Here is a 16,728-nt window from a genome sequence, read left to right on the forward strand (position 1 = left end):
ACACAAAACAAAAAACTTAGGGACATACCGGACTAACTTACCGGTGATAACGGTTCGGCATCATGCCACTCGGTACCTGTAAATTCCTCAGGAGAACCAAACCCGTCATGTAGGCTGAATATCGCATTCAAAGCTTGCGATTTGCTTAAATCGACCTTGAGCGCAAACCGCAGCCAACCACGGCAGACTCCCGTCTCTGCGCAGAATATACGTTTAAAAACAATGACCTAGAAAATCAATTAAAACTAAATATACCGTGCCGAACAGTACTTGGTTAACCACGCCGCGAACGTCAGTTGAACGAGCGCACCAAACTGCCGACGAGGAGGTTCCAGCCGTCGATCAGCACGAAGAAAAGAATCTTGAACGGCAGGGAAATCGAGGTCGGCGGCAGCATCATCATGCCCATCGCCATCGTGATGGTCGCTACGATCAGGTCGATGACGAGGAAGGGCAGCATGATCAGGAAGCCGATCTCGAAGCCGCGCCGGATCTCGGAAATCATGAAGGCCGGGATGACGGCTCGCAGATCGACGCGACCATCCACGACGACGGTCTGGTTCTTCTCCTGGGCGATCTCGACGAAGAGCTGGAGATCCCGGTCACGCGTATTGGCCAGCATGAACTCCCGGAAGGGTTCGCTGATGCGCGTGAGGGCCTCGGTCTCCGTGATCTGGTTCTGGATCAGCGGATCCACGCCCTCTCGCCACGCCCGGTCGAAGGTGGGCGCCATGACGTAGAAGGTCATGAACAGGGCCAGGCTCACCATGATCATGTTGGACGGCGTGGTCGCCAGGCCCATGCCGGTGCGCAGGATCGCGAAGGCGATGACGAAGCGCGGAAAGCTCGTGACCATGATCAGAATGCCGGGCGCGACCGACAGGATCGTCAGGAGCCCAAAGGTGCGGATGATCCACGAGGCGGCCGAGCCGTCGATCGGCTGGTTGAAGATCTGGGAGGGAAACCCCTGCGCCCCTGCGATCCCCGTCATGGCGACCATGGCGGCTATGAATGCGACCAGACGAATCATTGGACCACGAATGTTCTGAAGATCACATTCGTTACGCGCCCTTCGGAGCGAAGGTCAACCCGTTCCTGGATATCGTCCCTGAGATACTGGAAGCCGCGAGGCCCTTCGATCTGCTGCAGCGAGACGGTGCGCAGGTATGCGGCGACATCATCATGGATCTGCTCGGCCATCGCGACGTCGGGTTTCCCCTGGAAGAGAAGCGCCAGCTCCAGCCGGATCCAGTTTTCCGTAGGATAGGACAGGTTGGTGGTGATCGGATCGAGCTGCAGGACGCCGTTGGCTTCCGTAGAGGCCTTGGGCAAACCGTCCTTGTCGTCCTTCTTGGCATCGCCATGCTCGCCGCCCGCCGGCGCTGCCTCGTGGGCGGCCTCCGCGGCTTCGCGTGCCTTGATGGTCGCCTTGGCCTCTTCCAGCACGCGTGCCTCGTCCGAGCTCAACGGCTCCGGCGCCAGCATGCCGCCGAGAAACCAGCCCCCGCCGGCGCCGACCACCGAGACGATGGCGATCGCCGCGATGGTCATCACCATGCCTTTTTTCTTTTTCGGCTGTGCGCCGTCTTCGATGCCGTCCATCTCGCCTCGCTCCTGCCTTCGGAAGTCCGTTCTGTTCGATGCTGCCGGTTGCCGGCTGCAGCGGCGTCAGAGCGGCGATATGATATCCATGACCTGCTGACCCCAGGGCGGCTGCTGCACTTCGGTCAGGCGCCCACGGCCGCCATAGGAGATGCGGGCCTCTGCGATCTTGTCGTAGGAGATCATGTTCTTCGCATCGACGTCCTGCGGCCGGACGATACCGGCGACATTCAGGATGCGGAGCTCGTGGTTGACGCGCACCTCCTGCGAACCGCTGATCAGCAGGTTTCCGTTCTCCAGGACCCCTGTGACCACGGCAGCGACGAGAAGGACGAGCTTTTCGGAGCGCTCCGTGGTTCCCTCCCCCTTCGTCGACGTGTTCGAGCCATAATCGAGGTTGCCCTTCCAGGCGAAGTCGCTCGTCTGCGAGTTGCCGCTCGCGCCGATATTGTAGCCGCTGTCGTTCGTGCGCTTGCGATCGGTCTTGTTGTCAAAGCTTGCCTTGTCGTCGATCCGGATGTCGACGGTAATGATGTCGCCGATCTTCATGGCGCGGGCGTCCTTGAAGAGCGCCGACTGCTGGTCGCTCCACAGAGAATATCCGCTGGCCACCTGATGCGGCTCCTTGGGATACATCGCGAGCTGCGGCGTCTGCGTGTATTGCAGACCGCTGCCGATCGGGCTCATCGCGGGCGCGCGGCCGACATCGTGCAGGGACGACTGGCAACCGGTCAGAAGACTTGCGGCCAGGGCGGCCGAAAGGCGGATTTTCATGACGGTTCCTTCGATGTGTTCGGATCGGCGGCGCTGGAAATGATGTTGGTCATGACGGCCGCTTTCTCGTCGCTCATCTCGCTGAGGATGAGGCTGGACTGACGGGGCGGCAGCTTCATGATAACGGCGGCGGCGATTTCCGGGCGCACCAGCGACAGCTTGCTCGCCGCGGCGTCCGGCTTCATCGTCTTGTAGATGTCGACGAGGTTGAGCTCGGCCTGCTTCAGGAACTCGTCGCGCCGCTTGCGCCAGTCCTCGTATTCCGCACGCCGCTTTTCGAGAAGGGCGATGCGTTCGTCGACGCCGGCCTGCAGCTGCTCGATCTGCTGCTTCTGCAGAAGATAGCGCTGGTCGCGCGCGGCATCGGCGATGTTCGTGCAGAACTGCTGGATCTCGCCACCCTGGGGGGTGCCGGCACCGGCGGGCGATGCGACCTCCTGGGCAAAGGCGCCCGGAATCGTCAGGACGAGGCATGCTGCGGCTGACACCAGCAGCTGGCGCAGGCGTGTGGAAGGCATGTGTGTCGCGGTCATTGCAGAACGAGCTCCGCCTGGAGGGCACCGGCCGATTTGATGCCCTGGAGAATGGAAATGATGCCGTCCGGCTTTACGCCGATCGAATTGAGGCCCGAGACGAGGGTCCGCAGATTGGACCCGTTGAGGATGGCGACCTTGCCGCCGGCTTCCTTCGCGTCGATCCGCGTGTTCGGCTCCACGGCCGTCTGGCCCCGCGAGAAGGGTTCGGGCTGGACGACCGTCGGTGATTCAGTGACCTGCACCGTCAACGTGCCGAAGCTGACCGCGACCGGCGAGATCTGAACGTCCTGCCCGATGACGATCGTGCCGGTGCGCTCGTTGACGACGACGCGCGCCGGCACGTCGGTTTCGATGACGAGGTTTTCGATATCCGCCATCAGGCGCGCGAGATCGGCCATCTTCGGCTTGTCGATGATGACGGACTGGCTGTCGCGCGCTTCCGCGATCTGACCGCCGAACTGCTCGCGCCCATAGCGGTTGATCGCCGCGGCCATGCCGACCGCGGTGGAGAAGTCGGGATTGCGAAGCTGCAGGACGAGATTGATCGCATCCTTGAACTTTGCCGGCAATTCACGCTCGATGATCGCGCCGTTCGGCACGCGGCCGGCCGTGGTGATGCCCTGCTGCAAGGTGGCTGCGTCGCCCTCGGCGCTGAAGCCGGTGACGACGACAGAGCCCTGGGCCACGGCATAGATCTGCCCGTCGGCACCCGAGAGCGACGTCATGACCAGCGTGCCGCCGCGCAGCGACGTGCTGTCGCCGAGGGAGCCGACGGTCACGTCGATGCGGCTGCCGGGGCTCGCGAACGGGGGAAGGTTGGCGGTGACGAGCACCGCCGCGATGTTCTTCGAGCGCGACTCGCCTCCCTGGGTGGAGATGCCGAGGTTTTGCAGCATGGCGCGCAGCGACTGCTCGGTAAAGGGTGAGGATCGCAGGCTGTCGCCTGTGCCCTGCAGGCCGACAACGAGACCGTAGCCGATCAGCTGGTTGTCGCGACCCGACTGCAGCGAGGCCACGTCCTTGATGCGGGCGGCCGCGGAAGCGGTATCGACGCCGAGGGTCAGGTTGAGCGGCAGGCTGAGAGCAACCGCCGCAACCACTGCAATCAGGCGCCGTGCGAAGGAAACGGTCATTTTGCCACCACGTGAACTGTTCCGTCTGCCATGACGGTGCCCGACACGATCATGCCGGAATCGGTGTTGCGAATGCGGATGAGGTCGCCGACAGCGGCGTTGTCGAGCGGAGAGCCGCCGGCCGAGATCGTCAGCGACCCGTTCGAATAGACGATCCGCACGGCTTTGCCGCGTTCCACGGCATAGGGTTCGCGCAGTCCGGCGACGAAGATGACGCGACCGGCGAGAAGCGTGCGGTTGGTGATCTTGCCCACGACCTGATCGAGCCCGGAGGCGTAGTCGCCGGCAAGGTCCGGATTGGTCACGGCAACCACCTGCAGGTGCGCCTCGTCGATGGTCTGGCCAGGGTAGATGGTTTCCGTGGGAATGACGGCGGTTTTCGACGCGGGCTGCGCGCCGTCCTGGGCACCGGTCAGGCTGCCGGCCTGGCCGTTGGCGCCGGTGGTCGTCATCGTCGAAAGGGCGGCAGCGCACAGCATCGTGGCCAGCAGGCGGCGAAGCGCGGGCGGCACGAAGCGCGCCGCCGACCTCACCGTCTTCAACCTGTCCTTCGGGCGAAACATCATGTCTGCCGCTCCTTCCGTGTCTTCCGGGCTCTGGCCGCTTATCTCAGGTTCTTGCTGACAGTGGAGGCCATCTCGTCGGCGGCCTGGATGATCTTGGAGTTCATCTCGTAGGCGCGCTGCGCCGAGATCAGGTCGGTGATTTCCTTGACCGGATCGACGTTCGACGCCTCGAGATACTTCTGCTTGATCTGCGCATAGCCCGGATCCGCGGGAGATCCGACGACAGGCGCGCCCGATGCCGGCGTTTCCTTGAACAGGTTGTCGCCCTGCGGTGCGAGGCCAGCCTCGTTGATGAAGTTGGCAATCGTCAGCTGCCCGATCGCCTGAGGAATGGAGCTGCCATTGATGCGCGCCATGACCTGGCCGGAGGTGCTGACCGTGACTTCCGACGCACCCTGCGGAATGGTGATGCCAGGCACGACCGTGTAGCCGTCGATGGTGACGAGCTGGCCCGTATCGTTGGTGTTGAAGGCGCCCGCCCGGGTATAGGCCGTCTGGCCGTCCGGCGTTTCCACCTGGAACCATCCCCGGCCGATCAGCGCCATATCGAGGTCGTTGCCCGTGGAGACGAGGCTGCCCTGGATGTGCAGGTTGCGCACGGCGGAGGTCTGGACGCCGAGGCCGACATTGGCGCCCTCCGGAACGACCGCCTGGTTTGCCCGGTTGGGCACGCCGGCCGCACGCTCCGTCTGATAGAGAAGGTCGGAAAACTCGGCGCGGGCCCGCTTGTAACCCGTCGTGTTGATGTTCGCGATGTTGTTCGCGATCACTTCGAGGTTCAACTGCTGGGCATTCATGCCGGTAGCGGCAATGGAGAGAGCCTTCATGGTACTGGTCCTTTAGATCCGCGCGTCAGATCGGAGTACGGGCAATTTCGAGATAGGCCGTGACGATCTTGTCGCGGATGGCGATCGCGGTCTGGAGCGACTGTTCGGCGCTCATGACGGCATCGATGACTTCGCGGGTGTTGGCCTTGCCGCTGATGCCCTGGATGGAGGCGGTTTCGGCGGAGCGGAGCGAATTGGTCATCTCCGAGGCCATGCCGCTGAAGACGTCCGAGAAGCTCTGTCCGGCCGGCGCTGCGCCGCCCAGAGCCTGAGAAGCGATGGAGGCCGCGGAGCCCGTCGCGCTGGTCGTGCTTTCGGTCGCGGTGGAGAGTGCTGCACCGATGGTCTTGATTGCGTCGATCATTATTGCGATGCCCTCAGGAGGTCGATTGTCTGGGAAATGAGATCGCGGGCCTGCTTGGTTGTCTGCAGGTTCGCCTCGTAGGAACGGTTGGCTTCGCGCATGTCGGCCATTTCGATCAGCACGTTGACATTGGGCAGCTTGACCATGCCCTTGGCATCGGCGGCCGGATTGCCCGGGTCGAACTCGACGCTGAAATCGGACTGGTCGACGCCCAGCTTCTGGACTTCGACGCTCGAGGCACCGCTGACGCGATCCACTTCGGCGGCAAAGCTCACCGTCTTGCGGCGATAGGGGTCGGCGCCGGCCGTATCGCCGGTCGAGCGAGCGTTGGCGATGTTTTCGGACACGATGCGCAGGCGCGTGGACTCGGCTTCGAGACCGGAGGCTGCGACTTTGAGTGCGGAGACGAGAGGATCCATGACCATTATTTCCTGACGACCATCAGCATCATGCGATGGAAGGACTTCACCAGACCGGTGTTGAGCTCGTAGTCCCGCTTCACCTCGCCGGACTTCATGAGCTCCTTCTCGATCTCGACGCTGTTACCGGACTGCTGGACCTCGCCATCGGCGATCAGCGACGTCTCGGTGACCTGATCGCTCAGGGGACCGCTGTTGAAATGCGCGGGATTGGTGGCCGCCAGCTGGAAACCGGTTTCCTTCATGACGCTATCGAACGGCTTGATATCCTTCGATGCGTAGTGCGGCGTATTGGCGTTGGCGATGTTGCCTGCGACGACATTCTGGCGGACGGCGAGCCACTGTGCTTGCCTCGATGCCAGTTCGAACAGCTGAATAGGTTGCATCATGCGACTCCATGCTTGTTGATGGAGACACTAGGCGCGTAATCTTGCGTGGGACTGGCGCGGTTTCAGGGGCTTTCGGCACGTGGAACGCGCGAAAACGGCCTTCGACCAAACTGGGGCAGGCCGTCATGGCGGGGGTCGGGGGGGAGACCTCGGGGCTAGGCTCGGGGCCTGCTTCCGGGGTGTGCGCACCGGCGTCGTGAGAACGCGAAGGGTGCCACAGCCATCGCTGGAGATGGCAGGCCCGCGCAAGCATCATGCATGCGGAAAGAAAGGAATGGCGGACCGTGTCAGTCCGCCTTGAAGACGTCTCCTCGGGACGTGATCATCACCCAGGTGCCGTCGCGCTCTTCGAGCGTGGCGAGGCGGCTGTTGTCCGGGAGGGGAGAACCGACCCGGACGACATACATGCCGCTGACATCCTCGATCAGGGCACGACCGCCGGCCACGTGGACGAGCTTGAAGGTGCTCGACCCGGGAAAGGGTTGATCGAGCATCGGCTCGTCGGGCTCGCCCGATCTCGATGGCTGGGCAGGAACCGTCGCCGTGACCAGCTGGTCGACGGCCGCCTGGGTTTCAGCCGCCAGCGACCGTGCCGGCTCGGACGGCGCGGCCTCCGGGGCCGAGGCCATGCCGGGCGTTCCGATCTTCTGCGGCAGGTCGCGCGTTGCACCGTTCCAGAGGGCAGGAAGCGCGAACTTCTCCTGATGCAGGAAGGCATACCACGGGAAGAACATGGCCAACCCCGCAAGGGCGATGCCCGTGCCGGCCAGCGCCTTGTCGATGACGGGCATGCGATCGCGCTGCTTTTTCTGCTTGACGATTTCGTCTGCGTCCATGTCGTTCATAGCGGCCCCTCCCCGTCCTTACCGCCGCGCCTGCTGCGCACCCGCTCCGGCCTTCAGCGCATTGGCGAGGTCGGTAAAGGCGTCGAACGCAGGGCGTTCCCCCGGTGTCTGCTTCAAGATGTCGTAGATGACCGGCACCTGCTTGATGGCCATGTCGAGATCCGGATCGGAGCCCGGACGGTAACCGCCGATCAGGCGGAGGTCGCGGGTTTCCTCGAACCGATGGATCAGCGACTTCAGGCGCGAGACCAGCATTTCCTGATCCGGCGTCCAGGCCTTTCGCGCAAGGCGCGACACGGAGGACAGCGGATTGATCGGCGGATAACGCCCTTCTTCGGCAAGGCTGCGGTCCATGACGATGTGGCCGTCGAGAATGCCACGCGTCGAGTCCGCGATGGGATCGTTATGGTTGTCGCCATCGACCAGGATCGAGATGATTGCCGTGATCGTGCCGGTTCCCTCGGGGCCCGGGCCCGCGCGTTCCAACAGGCGCGGCAGTTCCGTGAAGACCGACGCCGGATAGCCGCGTGCGATCGGCGGCTCGCCGGACGCCGTGGCAACTTCGCGGATGGCATGGGCAAATCGCGTCACGCTGTCGATGATCAGCAGGACGTTGTCGCCCTGATCGCGGAAATGCTCGGCAATCGTGATGGCCGTCAGCGGCGCCATCTTGCGCAGCATGGGGCTCTCGTCGCTGGTGGCCACAACGGCGACCGACTTCTTCAGATTGTCGCCGAGCGTGTCCTCGATGAATTCACGCACTTCGCGACCGCGTTCGCCCACGAGCGCGATCACCACCCGGTCGAAGGCATCCGCGCGCGCCAGCATCGACAGGAGCGTCGACTTGCCCACGCCGGAACCGGCGAAGACGCCCAGACGCTGGCCAAGGCAGAGCGGCGAGAAGATATCGACGGCGCGGACGCCGGTGCGGAAACCGCGTTCGACGCGCTGTCGCGTCATAGAGGGCGGGGCGGAGGTGGAAATCGCGCGGCGGACATCGCCCTGCATCATCGGGCCGCGTCCGTCGATCGGCTCTCCAAGCGAATTGATGGTGCGACCGCACCAGCTGGCGGTGGGAGCGACGCGGAAGGCGCCCTTGCGGATAACCGTGTCATGGATGCCGATCGGCTCGCCCGGCTCGATCGGGCAGACGACGACGGTGTCCGGCTCCACCTTGACGACCTCGCCGAGATGGACGCCGGTCGCGCTCTTGTGGGCGACGAACTCGCCGAGACGAACATGCCGGGACAGACCGCTGACCGTGTAGTGTCCGGGCGAGATGGTCTGGACGTGACCGCCGGGCGCGACGGCATGTTCGGGCCGGGAATAGCGATCGACGAGACCGGCCAGCGCCGACAGCGCCGTCGAGGCCTGCCGGACGTCCAGCGGCTGATCGTTGATGACCGTCACTTGCTGCCACCGAGCGTCTTGATCGCCTCATCCAAAGAGGTCTCGCTGTCGCGCAGCAACGAAGCGATGCTCTCGAAAGCGCGCGAGACGGTGATCAGCTGCGACATTTCCTGAACGGGATTGACGTTGGATTCCTCGACATAGCCCTGCATCACACCGACGTCCATGCGGTCGACGATCGGATCCGGCGCCGCATTCGGAAGAATGGCGGAATTGTCGTAACGGTTGAAACCTCTGGCAAAATTGGCTTCATAGAGACCGAGCGCGGCCACCTGCGTCCCGTTCTGGCGAATGGCGCCGTCCTTGCCGATGACCAGCTCTCCGGCATTGGCGTTCAGCTGAATGGGTGCCCCGCCCGCATCCAGCACCGGATAGCCCCGCAAAGTGACGAGGTCTCCGGTTTCCGTCAGCGAAAAGCGGCCATCCCGCGTCAGGGCCGGACCGGCGGGCGTCTCGATGGACAACCAGGCATCGCCCTTGACGGCGACATCAAGCGAATTGCCCGTATGCGACAGACCACCCGTCTTGGTGTTCAGGAACTCCGCACCCTCGCCGACGAAGGCCACCTTGTTCGGCTTGGTATCGCCGAGCACCGTGTTGAACTTCACTTCCGTTGCGCGGAAGCCGACGGTCGTAGAGTTGGCGACGTTGTCGGCCAGCGTGTTCATGCGCTTTTCGAGCGCGATCTGCGAGGAAACGCCGACGTACAGACCGGTCTGCATGCTCATCGACCTCCGAGCTTCAGGGTGTTGATGGACAGGAGCAGGTCGGACGATATCCCGAAGCCGCTCTGCTTGCCGAAGAGCGCGAGGGGGTCGTAGGAGCTCGTGGCATTGTCCAGCTCCCAGAGCGCCGTGAAGCGCTCCATCAGCTTGGACATCTTCTGCGGATCCTTGAGATCCTTGAGGTCGATCGCCTTGGATACGGCGTCGGCCTGCTTGTCGATGTCGGCCGCAGCGAAAGCCTCGGGGACCTGCATGATCGTGCGGACGACCTGCGCCAGGGCTTCGTCGGCCAGAAGGCCGTAGGCATTGGTGACGCCGGGCGCCATGCGTTCGAAATAGAGGGCCAGGCGAACGCCAGCATTGTCCTCGCCTGCGTCCTGTTCCAGCGTCTGGCGCGCGTATTTGTCCGTCACGCCCTTGCGGGCCTTGTCGGAGGCGGTGGCGGCAGGGCCGTCCGCGGCGAAGTTCAGCGACTTGACGAGATCGATGTAGCGGCTGTCGGACAGCTTGTTGGCGAAGGCATCGTCGCTGGCGACGCCTTCGGTCAGAACCTTGCGCATGAAGGCCTTGGCGTAGCCCATGTCCTCGAGGCCGTGGGCCTTCATGGCATAGTCGTAGAGACGGGTGTCGGCGAAGAGATCGTCGATGGTCTTCACATTGCCGATGTGGGCCAGATAATACTCGGTTTCCCGCGCCACGTCGGGCTTTTCCGTGACGCGCTTCAGCGACGTCGTAAGGTCGGCGCTGATCTGCCGGTAGCTGGTGAAGGTGGTGGTCAAGGCGTGTCCTCGATGGCGAAGCCCCGAGGCTGAGGGCCGGGCTCCTGTTCGCTACACAAGCTGAACCTTACGCCTTGCGCGAACCTGTTGGGGCGACTTGCACCGGCCGGCACCGCTTTCGCCGGGGTTGCAGCCAGCCTCACGCAAGCAACGAACCCTAGGGATGGAGACCACAAATCCATCACTGCGGCAGGTAGAGACATGAACATCATCATCGGGCTCGTCATGACAATGGGCTGTATTCTCGGCGGCTTCATTGCGATGGGCGGGCACATGGCCGTCCTGAACCAGCCCTTCGAGCTCGTCATCATCGGCGGCGCGGGTATCGGCGGCTTCATCATGGGCAATTCCATGAAGACCGTGAAGGATGCCGGAAAGGCGCTTGTCGAGGCTTTCAAGCACAAGGTGCCCAAGCAGCGGGAATATCTCGATACGCTCGGCGTTCTCTACAGCCTGATGCGGGACCTGCGCACCAAGTCGCGCAACGAGATCGAGAGCCATATCGACAATCCCGACGAGTCCGCGATCTTCCAGCAGGCCCCGACCGTTCTGAAGAACAAGGACCTGACGGCCTTCATCTGCGACTATGTCCGCCTCATCATCATCGGCAATGCCCGCAGCCATGAGATCGAAGCGCTGATGGACGAGGAAATCAACACGATCACCCACGACAAGATGCACTCGTACAACTCGCTGGCAACGATGGGCGACGCCTTCCCCGCCATCGGGATCGTCGCCGCCGTTCTCGGGGTTATCAAGGCCATGGGCGCGATTACCGAAAGCCCGGAAGTTCTCGGCGGCAAGATCGCGGCCGCGCTCGTCGGCACCATGCTCGGCATCTTCCTGTCCTACTGCATCGTCAGCCCGCTGATCGCCAACGTGAAGCATGTGCGCGAGAAACAGAACCGCCTCTACATCATCGTCAAGCAGACGCTGCTCGCCTACATGAACGGCTCCGTGCCGCAGGTGGCGCTCGAATACGGCCGCAAGACGATCTCGTCCTACGAGCGGCCGTCGATCGACGCCGTGGAGCAGGAAATGATGAACCCGGGCGGCGGCGGCGAAAGCAAGGCGGCCTGATCCATGACCAGCGACAACATCTACTCCTTCGATCGCAGATTGCTGGCGCGCATGACGGGCGCGCTCGGCGACGACAAGACGATCGGCAAGATCTGCGCCGATCTCGGCCAGGTGTTCAGCGAGTTCCTGCCGGACCTGCTGCAAAGCGAAACGGGCCTCGACCTGACGATCGGCTATGCCGGCTTCGACACGGGCCTGAAGAGCGACCTGATCCGAAAGCTTGGCGACGGCGTCGCCCTGTCGGATTGTCTCCTGCGCAACTGGTGCAGCGATTTCACGATCAGCTGCGACAGCCCGGCGATCATCGCCATGATGGAAATGCTGCTCGGATCCCCGGCCGAATCGATCGAGGAGCCGCAGCCGCGCAATCTCTCGGGCATCGAGCTGGACGTCGCGGCCATCGTGTTCGAAAAGGTGGCGGGCGTCCTGAAATCTGCGGTCAACGCGACCGGCGGCTTCGAGCCGAACGTCGGCAAGGCCTACAATGCCGAAGCGCGCCCCGCAGCCGACAAGGAGGCGGAGGATGTCTACGCGGCCTGCGTCAACATCTCGCTGGGCGTCGGACCCGTGCTGTCCACCTTCTCGATCCTCGTGCCGCAGCAGACGCTCCTGAAGACGACGATCGTGTTTCCCAAGGGCATCGGCCAGCCGCGGCGCCAGAAGTCGGCCTGGGCGGAACAGGTCGAGCAGCAGGTCCGCCGCTCGATGGTCGAACTGCAGGCCCATATCCGGCTCGAAGACCTGACGCTTGCCGCGATCACCCAGCTGAAGCCCGGCGACGTCATTCCCTTCCACGACCCCAAGGACGTGCGGGTCGACGTGAAGGCGAATGGCCGGGACCTCTATGTCTGCGAATTCGGGCGCTCCGGCGCACGCTATACCGTGCGGGTCAAGGACACCTACGGGTCCGAAGACGAGCTGCTTCAGCATCTCACGCGCTAATCCGCCGCTCCCCCTGCCCGCGACAGGCTTGGGGCAAGTTTCAACTGGAATACTCTCGACATGGCACCCAGAAAAGCACCCATTACAGAAGACATGAGCGCGGGAGCGGGCGATGCAGAGCTCGACCAGGCGATCGATGACCTGCGCGGCGTTCTGAAAACGGATGCCGAGGGCGGACTTCCGGAAACCGGCTTCGACATGGACTTCGGCGCGGCCCCGGCGGCCGAGCCCGACTTCATGAGCGACTTCGGCGCCGTCTCCGAAGACGAGAATCCTTTTGCCGGCACCTTCTCCGAACCTGCGGCCTTTGCCGATACGGGTTTTGGTGGCGGCGATGCTTTCGAGGACAGCTTTGCGACGCCGTCGGCCACCGCCGGTGCGACCATGCATGGCAATCTCGACCTGATCATGGATATTCCGATCGATGTTCAGATCGTGCTCGGCTCGAGCCGCATGCAGGTCTCCGGCCTCATGGGTCTGACGGAAGGCGCGACAATCGCGCTCGACCGCAAGATCGGCGAGCCGGTGGAAATCATGGTCAACGGCCGGGTGATCGGCCGCGGCGAGATTACGGTCCTAGAAGAAGACGACACCCGGTTCGGCGTCCGCCTGATCGAGGTGAACAGCGCCAAGAAGGCCTGAGGGCCTTGGGAAACTGGTGAAAGGCGGCCATGACGGCCGGCTTTCAGATCCTGAAAGTGCAGCGGCTATCTTCGGACCATCACGGCCCGAGAGGACCATGCCGGCAGAGTAAGACTGTTTCGACGTCGTGGCCGAGCGCGACGCCGTCTAGGAAGGATCCATGATGGATTACGATGATTTCGAAGCATCGGCGCTCACGCGCCCCCTGACCCAGATGGACAAGGCCGCCGCCGTGCTCCTCAGCATGGGCAAGCCGATTGCCGGGAAGCTGTTGAAGTTCTTCACGCAGAGCGAGCTCCAGGGCATCATCGCCTCTGCGCAGACGCTGCGATCCATCCCGCCGCACGAGCTGGAAATTCTCGTCAACGAGTTCGAAGACCTGTTTACCGAAGGTGCAGGCCTGATGGACAATGCCAAGGCCATCGAGGCCATCCTCGAAGAGGGCCTCACGCCCGACGAGGTCGACGGCCTGCTCGGTCGGCGCACGGCGTTCCAGTCCTACGAGACCAGCATCTGGGACAGGCTGCAGGATGCCGATCCCACCTTCGTCTCGCAGCACCTGTCGCGCGAACACCCCCAGACCATCGCCTACATCCTGTCCATGATGCCATCGACCTTTGGCGCCAAGGTTCTTCTGCAGCTGCCGGAAAGCGGCCGCGCCGACATCATCAACCGCACCGTCAACATGAAGAACGTGGCGCCGAAGGCTGCCGCGATCATCGAGACGCGGGTGGTGGAACTCCTGCGCGAGATGGATGCGGATCGCAATTCCGCCGGTTCGGTCAAGGTTGCCGAAGTCATGAACGAGATGGAAAAGAACGACGTCGATACGCTGCTCGCCTCGCTCGAATCCATCAGCACCGAATCGGTCAAGAAAGTCCGGCCGAAAATCTTCCTGTTCGACGACATCCTGCTCATGCCGCAGAGAAGCCGCGTCGCGCTCTTCAACGACATATCCGGCGACATCATCACGATGGCGCTGCGGGGGTCGAGCATGGAACTGCGCGAATGCGTTCTCGCTTCGATCGGCGCCCGCCAGCGCCGCATGATCGAGTCGGATCTGGGATCCGGCGACGCCGGCATCAATCCCCGCGACATCGCGGTCGCCCGCCGCTCCGTGACGCAGGAAGCCATCCGGCTGTCGGCCAGCGGCCAGATCGAGCTGAAGCCGAAGGAATCGGTCGCCGCCTGAGACATTCGCCTTTCGGCGACACATCGTCAGCCCGTCCGCACCCCAGGAGTGCGGGCGGGCTTTTCGCGTCGATCAGGACTGACCCTCCAGACGCCGGGGTGTGGGTTGCGTCCCGGTGGAGGCTTGCCAGATGCGGCCCGTCGGCCCACAACAGCCCAGCAGCGCCCCTCGGCACGGGATGATCCGGCCCATGAAGCGCGACGTCGTGAAGGGCCGTTTCCATGTCGGACGATCAGGATAAAGACAGCAAAACCGAATCGCCGTCCGAGAAAAAGATCAGCGACGCCTTGGAAAAGGGAAACGTGCCCTTCTCTCGCGAGGTCACGATGTTCGCCTCCACGCTTGCCATCTATATCTACGTGGTCTTCTTCCTGCCGGACGGATTCCGCAGTCTGGCGGAAGCGCTCAAGGACGTGTTCGAGCAGCCGGACGCCTGGCGGCTGGCGACGTCCAGCGATGCGTCGGCCCTCATCTCCAAGCTCCTGTGGGCCTCGGGCGCCCTCGTCGTCCCGATCTTCGTGTTGATGATCGCGTTCGGCGTGGGTTCGTCGATCCTTCAGAACCTCCCGAGTCCCGTGCTCGACCGGATTGCGCCGAAGCTCAACCGCATTTCGCCGATGGCCGGCGTGTCGCGGATCTACAGCGTCCCGGGCCTTGTCGAGTTCGCCAAGTCGTTCTTCAAGATCGCCGTCATCTCCGGCATCGTGGCGCTGACGCTGTCGCGGGATTTCTACGCGACGCTCGACGCCATGTTCTCCGACCCGTTCACGATCTTCGAGATCATGGGGCGCGACTTCAACAAGATCATGAATGTCGTCCTGTTCTCCACGGCCATCATCGCGATCGCCGACTTCTTCTGGACGCGGCACCATTGGTACTCGGAGCTGCGCATGACGAAGCAGGAGGTGAAGGAGGAAATGAAGCAGACGCAGGGCGACCCCATCGTCAAGGCGCGTCTGCGCTCCATCGCCCGCGACCGTGCGCGGCGCCGGATGATTTCCTCCGTTCCGCGCGCGACCCTGGTCATTGCGAACCCGACCCACTTTGCCGTGGCGCTGCGCTATGTGCGGGAAGAGGGCGACGCCCCTGTTGTGGTGGCCAAGGGGCAGGACCTCGTCGCGCTGCGCATTCGCGCCCTTGCGGAGGAAAACAACATTCCGGTGTTCGAGGATCCGCCGCTCGCACGCTCAATGTTTGCGCAAGTCTCGGTGGATAGTGTCATTCCACCGGTGTTTTACAAGGCGGTCGCCGAACTCATCCACCGGGTCTACGCAACGAAATCGAACCCGACACGGATGAACTGATTGCGATGAAAAAATGCGAATATTCCGAACAGCGCGAAAAGATCGTTGCGGATGCCATCCGTCCAGTGGCAACCGAACTCCGTCTCATCGATGCTGCCGACTTCATTGCGCTTCTGCGCTATGAGTCGCATGGCAGCCTGTCCGACCTGGTGGCGTCGGCGGCCGAGCTCTATTTCGTTCCAGGGACGGTCAATTTCGGCATCGGCGGCAACTACATGCTCGACTGGAATCGCAATCCCGAGATCGTGCTCGATCTCGAGCTGAAGCCGGACGGCGTCACCGTCTACGCGCAGCTGGCACTCCGGGACGACTCCGCCGCCATCGAAATCAACCATATCGCGTTCAACAAGCCGTCGGTCGATCCGGACGAGAACACGGCCTTTCTCGCCCGCAGCCTGAACGCGGCCAAATTCATGAAAACCTACCCGACGGCGCTCGCCAGCTGACGAAACACGTCAGCTGATATAGCCAAGGCGGATCGCCTTGGCGATCGCCTGGATGCGGTTGACCGAGTCGAGCTTGGCGGTGGCCGCTCCCAGGTAGGCGTTCACGGTATGCACCGAGAGGCCCATCTTCTCGGCAATCTCTTCGCTGATGTAACCATCGCCCGCCATCTGCAGGCAACCGATCTCGCGCTCGCTGAGCGCTTCGGCCGGCTGCAGGCGGCGCTCGTCGGCCGCGAAGAGATCCGTCATCAGGTGACAGCTCCGGCCATGCAGATCGAGGATGATCTCGCTCGTCAGATCGAGCGACGGCGCCATGAAGGCGACATAGCCGTTTCCCTGCGCACCGAGGCGGACCGGAAATGCAATCCCGGCATAGGAGAGCGTTCGCGGCTTCATCCGGAGGACGAAGCGATCGAAATCGATGGTCTCTGCGGTCTGGCGGTTGTCCGCACCGTTCCAGAGGAGCGGCAGAAGCGAGGTGTCGAGATGCTGCTTCATCTCGTCGCCATAGGTCGAGACGACGTCCTGCGTCATCTCCTCCGCTGCGGTTCCCCAGTTGTCCAGGACACAGGTCAGCTTGCGGGAGGCAGGAAGACCGTTTCCGTTCATCCGGAAGACGGCGAAGTTGCGCGCCTCGATGTCCTTCTGCATCACCTGCAGGCGGGCAACGAGCGTGGCCGTGCGCGAGGCCCGTGTCTGGCGGCCATTGCGGCTTTCGTCGCCGCTTCGCCCTCCCGGAATATAGATGACCAT

Annotated in this window: 21 protein-coding genes; 6 read left to right on the forward strand and 15 right to left on the reverse strand. The window is 63.1% G+C overall.

Annotation, left to right across the window (positions count from 1 at the left end; all coding sequences use genetic code 11):
* Nucleotides 1–292: 292 nt before the first annotated feature.
* From fliP to ASG25_RS05515, 14 genes are all read right to left on the reverse strand, one after another.
* Entirely contained in the window at nt 293–1,030 is a 738-nt protein-coding gene (gene fliP, locus ASG25_RS05450) for a flagellar type III secretion system pore protein FliP (protein ID WP_062470289.1), read from the reverse strand.
* Nucleotides 1,027–1,602, reverse strand: coding sequence for a flagellar basal body-associated FliL family protein (locus tag ASG25_RS05455; RefSeq protein ID WP_062470292.1), 576 nt, complete (start codon nt 1,600–1,602; stop codon nt 1,027–1,029). Before ASG25_RS05455 ends, fliP begins: the two co-directional genes overlap by 4 nt.
* 66 nt (nt 1,603–1,668) lie before the next feature.
* On the reverse strand, nt 1,669–2,376 hold the full coding sequence (gene flgH, locus ASG25_RS05460) for a flagellar basal body L-ring protein FlgH (RefSeq protein ID WP_062470296.1): 708 nt from the start codon (nt 2,374–2,376) through the stop codon (nt 1,669–1,671).
* Nucleotides 2,373–2,894 (reverse strand): MotE family protein, encoded by a 522-nt coding sequence (locus ASG25_RS05465; protein ID WP_244479319.1) that lies wholly within the window; start codon nt 2,892–2,894, stop codon nt 2,373–2,375. The genes flgH and ASG25_RS05465 overlap by 4 nt, the downstream gene beginning before the upstream one ends.
* An 11-nt stretch (nt 2,895–2,905) precedes the next feature.
* Nucleotides 2,906–4,045, reverse strand: a complete 1,140-nt coding sequence (locus ASG25_RS05470; RefSeq protein WP_062470304.1) for a flagellar basal body P-ring protein FlgI — start codon at nt 4,043–4,045, stop codon at nt 2,906–2,908.
* Nucleotides 4,042–4,497: a flagellar basal body P-ring formation chaperone FlgA gene (gene flgA / locus ASG25_RS05475; RefSeq protein ID WP_244475183.1), complete on the reverse strand. Its 456-nt coding sequence runs from the start codon at nt 4,495–4,497 to the stop codon at nt 4,042–4,044. Before flgA ends, ASG25_RS05470 begins: the two co-directional genes overlap by 4 nt.
* Before the next feature lie 152 nt (nt 4,498–4,649).
* Nucleotides 4,650–5,438 carry a flagellar basal-body rod protein FlgG gene (gene flgG / locus ASG25_RS05480; protein WP_062470309.1) on the reverse strand — a complete coding sequence of 263 codons (789 nt, stop codon included), beginning with the start codon at nt 5,436–5,438 and terminating at the stop codon, nt 4,650–4,652.
* Between the two features lie 25 nt (nt 5,439–5,463).
* Nucleotides 5,464–5,802, reverse strand: coding sequence for a flagellar hook-basal body complex protein FliE (locus ASG25_RS05485; RefSeq protein WP_062470312.1), 339 nt, complete (start codon nt 5,800–5,802; stop codon nt 5,464–5,466).
* Nucleotides 5,802–6,221 carry a flagellar basal body rod protein FlgC gene (flgC, locus tag ASG25_RS05490; protein WP_062472245.1) on the reverse strand — a complete coding sequence of 140 codons (420 nt, stop codon included), beginning with the start codon at nt 6,219–6,221 and terminating at the stop codon, nt 5,802–5,804. The genes ASG25_RS05485 and flgC overlap by 1 nt, the downstream gene beginning before the upstream one ends.
* Before the next feature lie 5 nt (nt 6,222–6,226).
* Nucleotides 6,227–6,607, reverse strand: a complete 381-nt coding sequence (gene flgB / locus ASG25_RS05495; RefSeq protein WP_062472248.1) for a flagellar basal body rod protein FlgB — start codon at nt 6,605–6,607, stop codon at nt 6,227–6,229.
* Nucleotides 6,608–6,897: 290 nt separating this feature from the next.
* On the reverse strand, nt 6,898–7,455 hold the full coding sequence (locus ASG25_RS05500; protein WP_062470314.1) for a hypothetical protein: 558 nt from the start codon (nt 7,453–7,455) through the stop codon (nt 6,898–6,900).
* A gap of 18 nt (nt 7,456–7,473) precedes the next feature.
* Nucleotides 7,474–8,856, reverse strand: a complete 1,383-nt coding sequence (fliI, locus tag ASG25_RS05505; protein WP_062472251.1) for a flagellar protein export ATPase FliI — start codon at nt 8,854–8,856, stop codon at nt 7,474–7,476.
* A gap of 5 nt (nt 8,857–8,861) precedes the next feature.
* Nucleotides 8,862–9,587: a flagellar basal-body rod protein FlgF gene (gene flgF / locus ASG25_RS05510; RefSeq protein WP_062470317.1), complete on the reverse strand. Its 726-nt coding sequence runs from the start codon at nt 9,585–9,587 to the stop codon at nt 8,862–8,864.
* 2 nt (nt 9,588–9,589) lie between these two features.
* Nucleotides 9,590–10,369: a DUF1217 domain-containing protein gene (locus tag ASG25_RS05515; protein ID WP_062470319.1), complete on the reverse strand. Its 780-nt coding sequence runs from the start codon at nt 10,367–10,369 to the stop codon at nt 9,590–9,592.
* Between the two features lie 201 nt (nt 10,370–10,570).
* Between ASG25_RS05515 and motA the strand changes: the two genes are divergently transcribed.
* The 6 genes from motA (at nt 10,571) to ASG25_RS05545 (ending at nt 15,975) form a co-directional block, all read left to right on the forward strand.
* A complete protein-coding gene (gene motA, locus ASG25_RS05520) occupies nt 10,571–11,449 on the forward strand; it encodes a flagellar motor stator protein MotA (protein ID WP_062470323.1) in 879 nt (292 codons plus the stop codon).
* Nucleotides 11,450–11,452: 3 nt separating this feature from the next.
* Nucleotides 11,453–12,391, forward strand: coding sequence for a FliM/FliN family flagellar motor switch protein (locus ASG25_RS05525; RefSeq protein WP_062470326.1), 939 nt, complete (start codon nt 11,453–11,455; stop codon nt 12,389–12,391).
* A gap of 60 nt (nt 12,392–12,451) precedes the next feature.
* The gene (fliN, locus tag ASG25_RS05530; RefSeq protein WP_062470329.1) at nt 12,452–13,033 is read left to right on the forward strand and encodes a flagellar motor switch protein FliN; all 582 of its coding nucleotides are present in this window, start codon (nt 12,452–12,454) and stop codon (nt 13,031–13,033) included.
* A 160-nt stretch (nt 13,034–13,193) separates the two neighbouring features.
* Nucleotides 13,194–14,225, forward strand: a complete 1,032-nt coding sequence (gene fliG, locus ASG25_RS05535) for a flagellar motor switch protein FliG (RefSeq protein WP_062470332.1) — start codon at nt 13,194–13,196, stop codon at nt 14,223–14,225.
* Nucleotides 14,226–14,446: 221 nt separating this feature from the next.
* A complete protein-coding gene (gene flhB / locus ASG25_RS05540) occupies nt 14,447–15,529 on the forward strand; it encodes a flagellar biosynthesis protein FlhB (RefSeq protein ID WP_062470335.1) in 1,083 nt (360 codons plus the stop codon).
* A 5-nt stretch (nt 15,530–15,534) separates the two neighbouring features.
* The gene (locus ASG25_RS05545; protein ID WP_062470338.1) at nt 15,535–15,975 is read left to right on the forward strand and encodes a hypothetical protein; all 441 of its coding nucleotides are present in this window, start codon (nt 15,535–15,537) and stop codon (nt 15,973–15,975) included.
* Between the two features lie 9 nt (nt 15,976–15,984).
* On the opposite strand, the gene ASG25_RS05550 is transcribed toward ASG25_RS05545, so the two are convergent.
* Nucleotides 15,985–16,728: a helix-turn-helix transcriptional regulator gene (locus ASG25_RS05550; RefSeq protein ID WP_062470340.1), complete on the reverse strand. Its 744-nt coding sequence runs from the start codon at nt 16,726–16,728 to the stop codon at nt 15,985–15,987.

The organism is Rhizobium sp. Leaf384, assembly GCF_001424065.1.
Lineage (GTDB): Bacteria > Pseudomonadota > Alphaproteobacteria > Rhizobiales > Rhizobiaceae > Ferranicluibacter.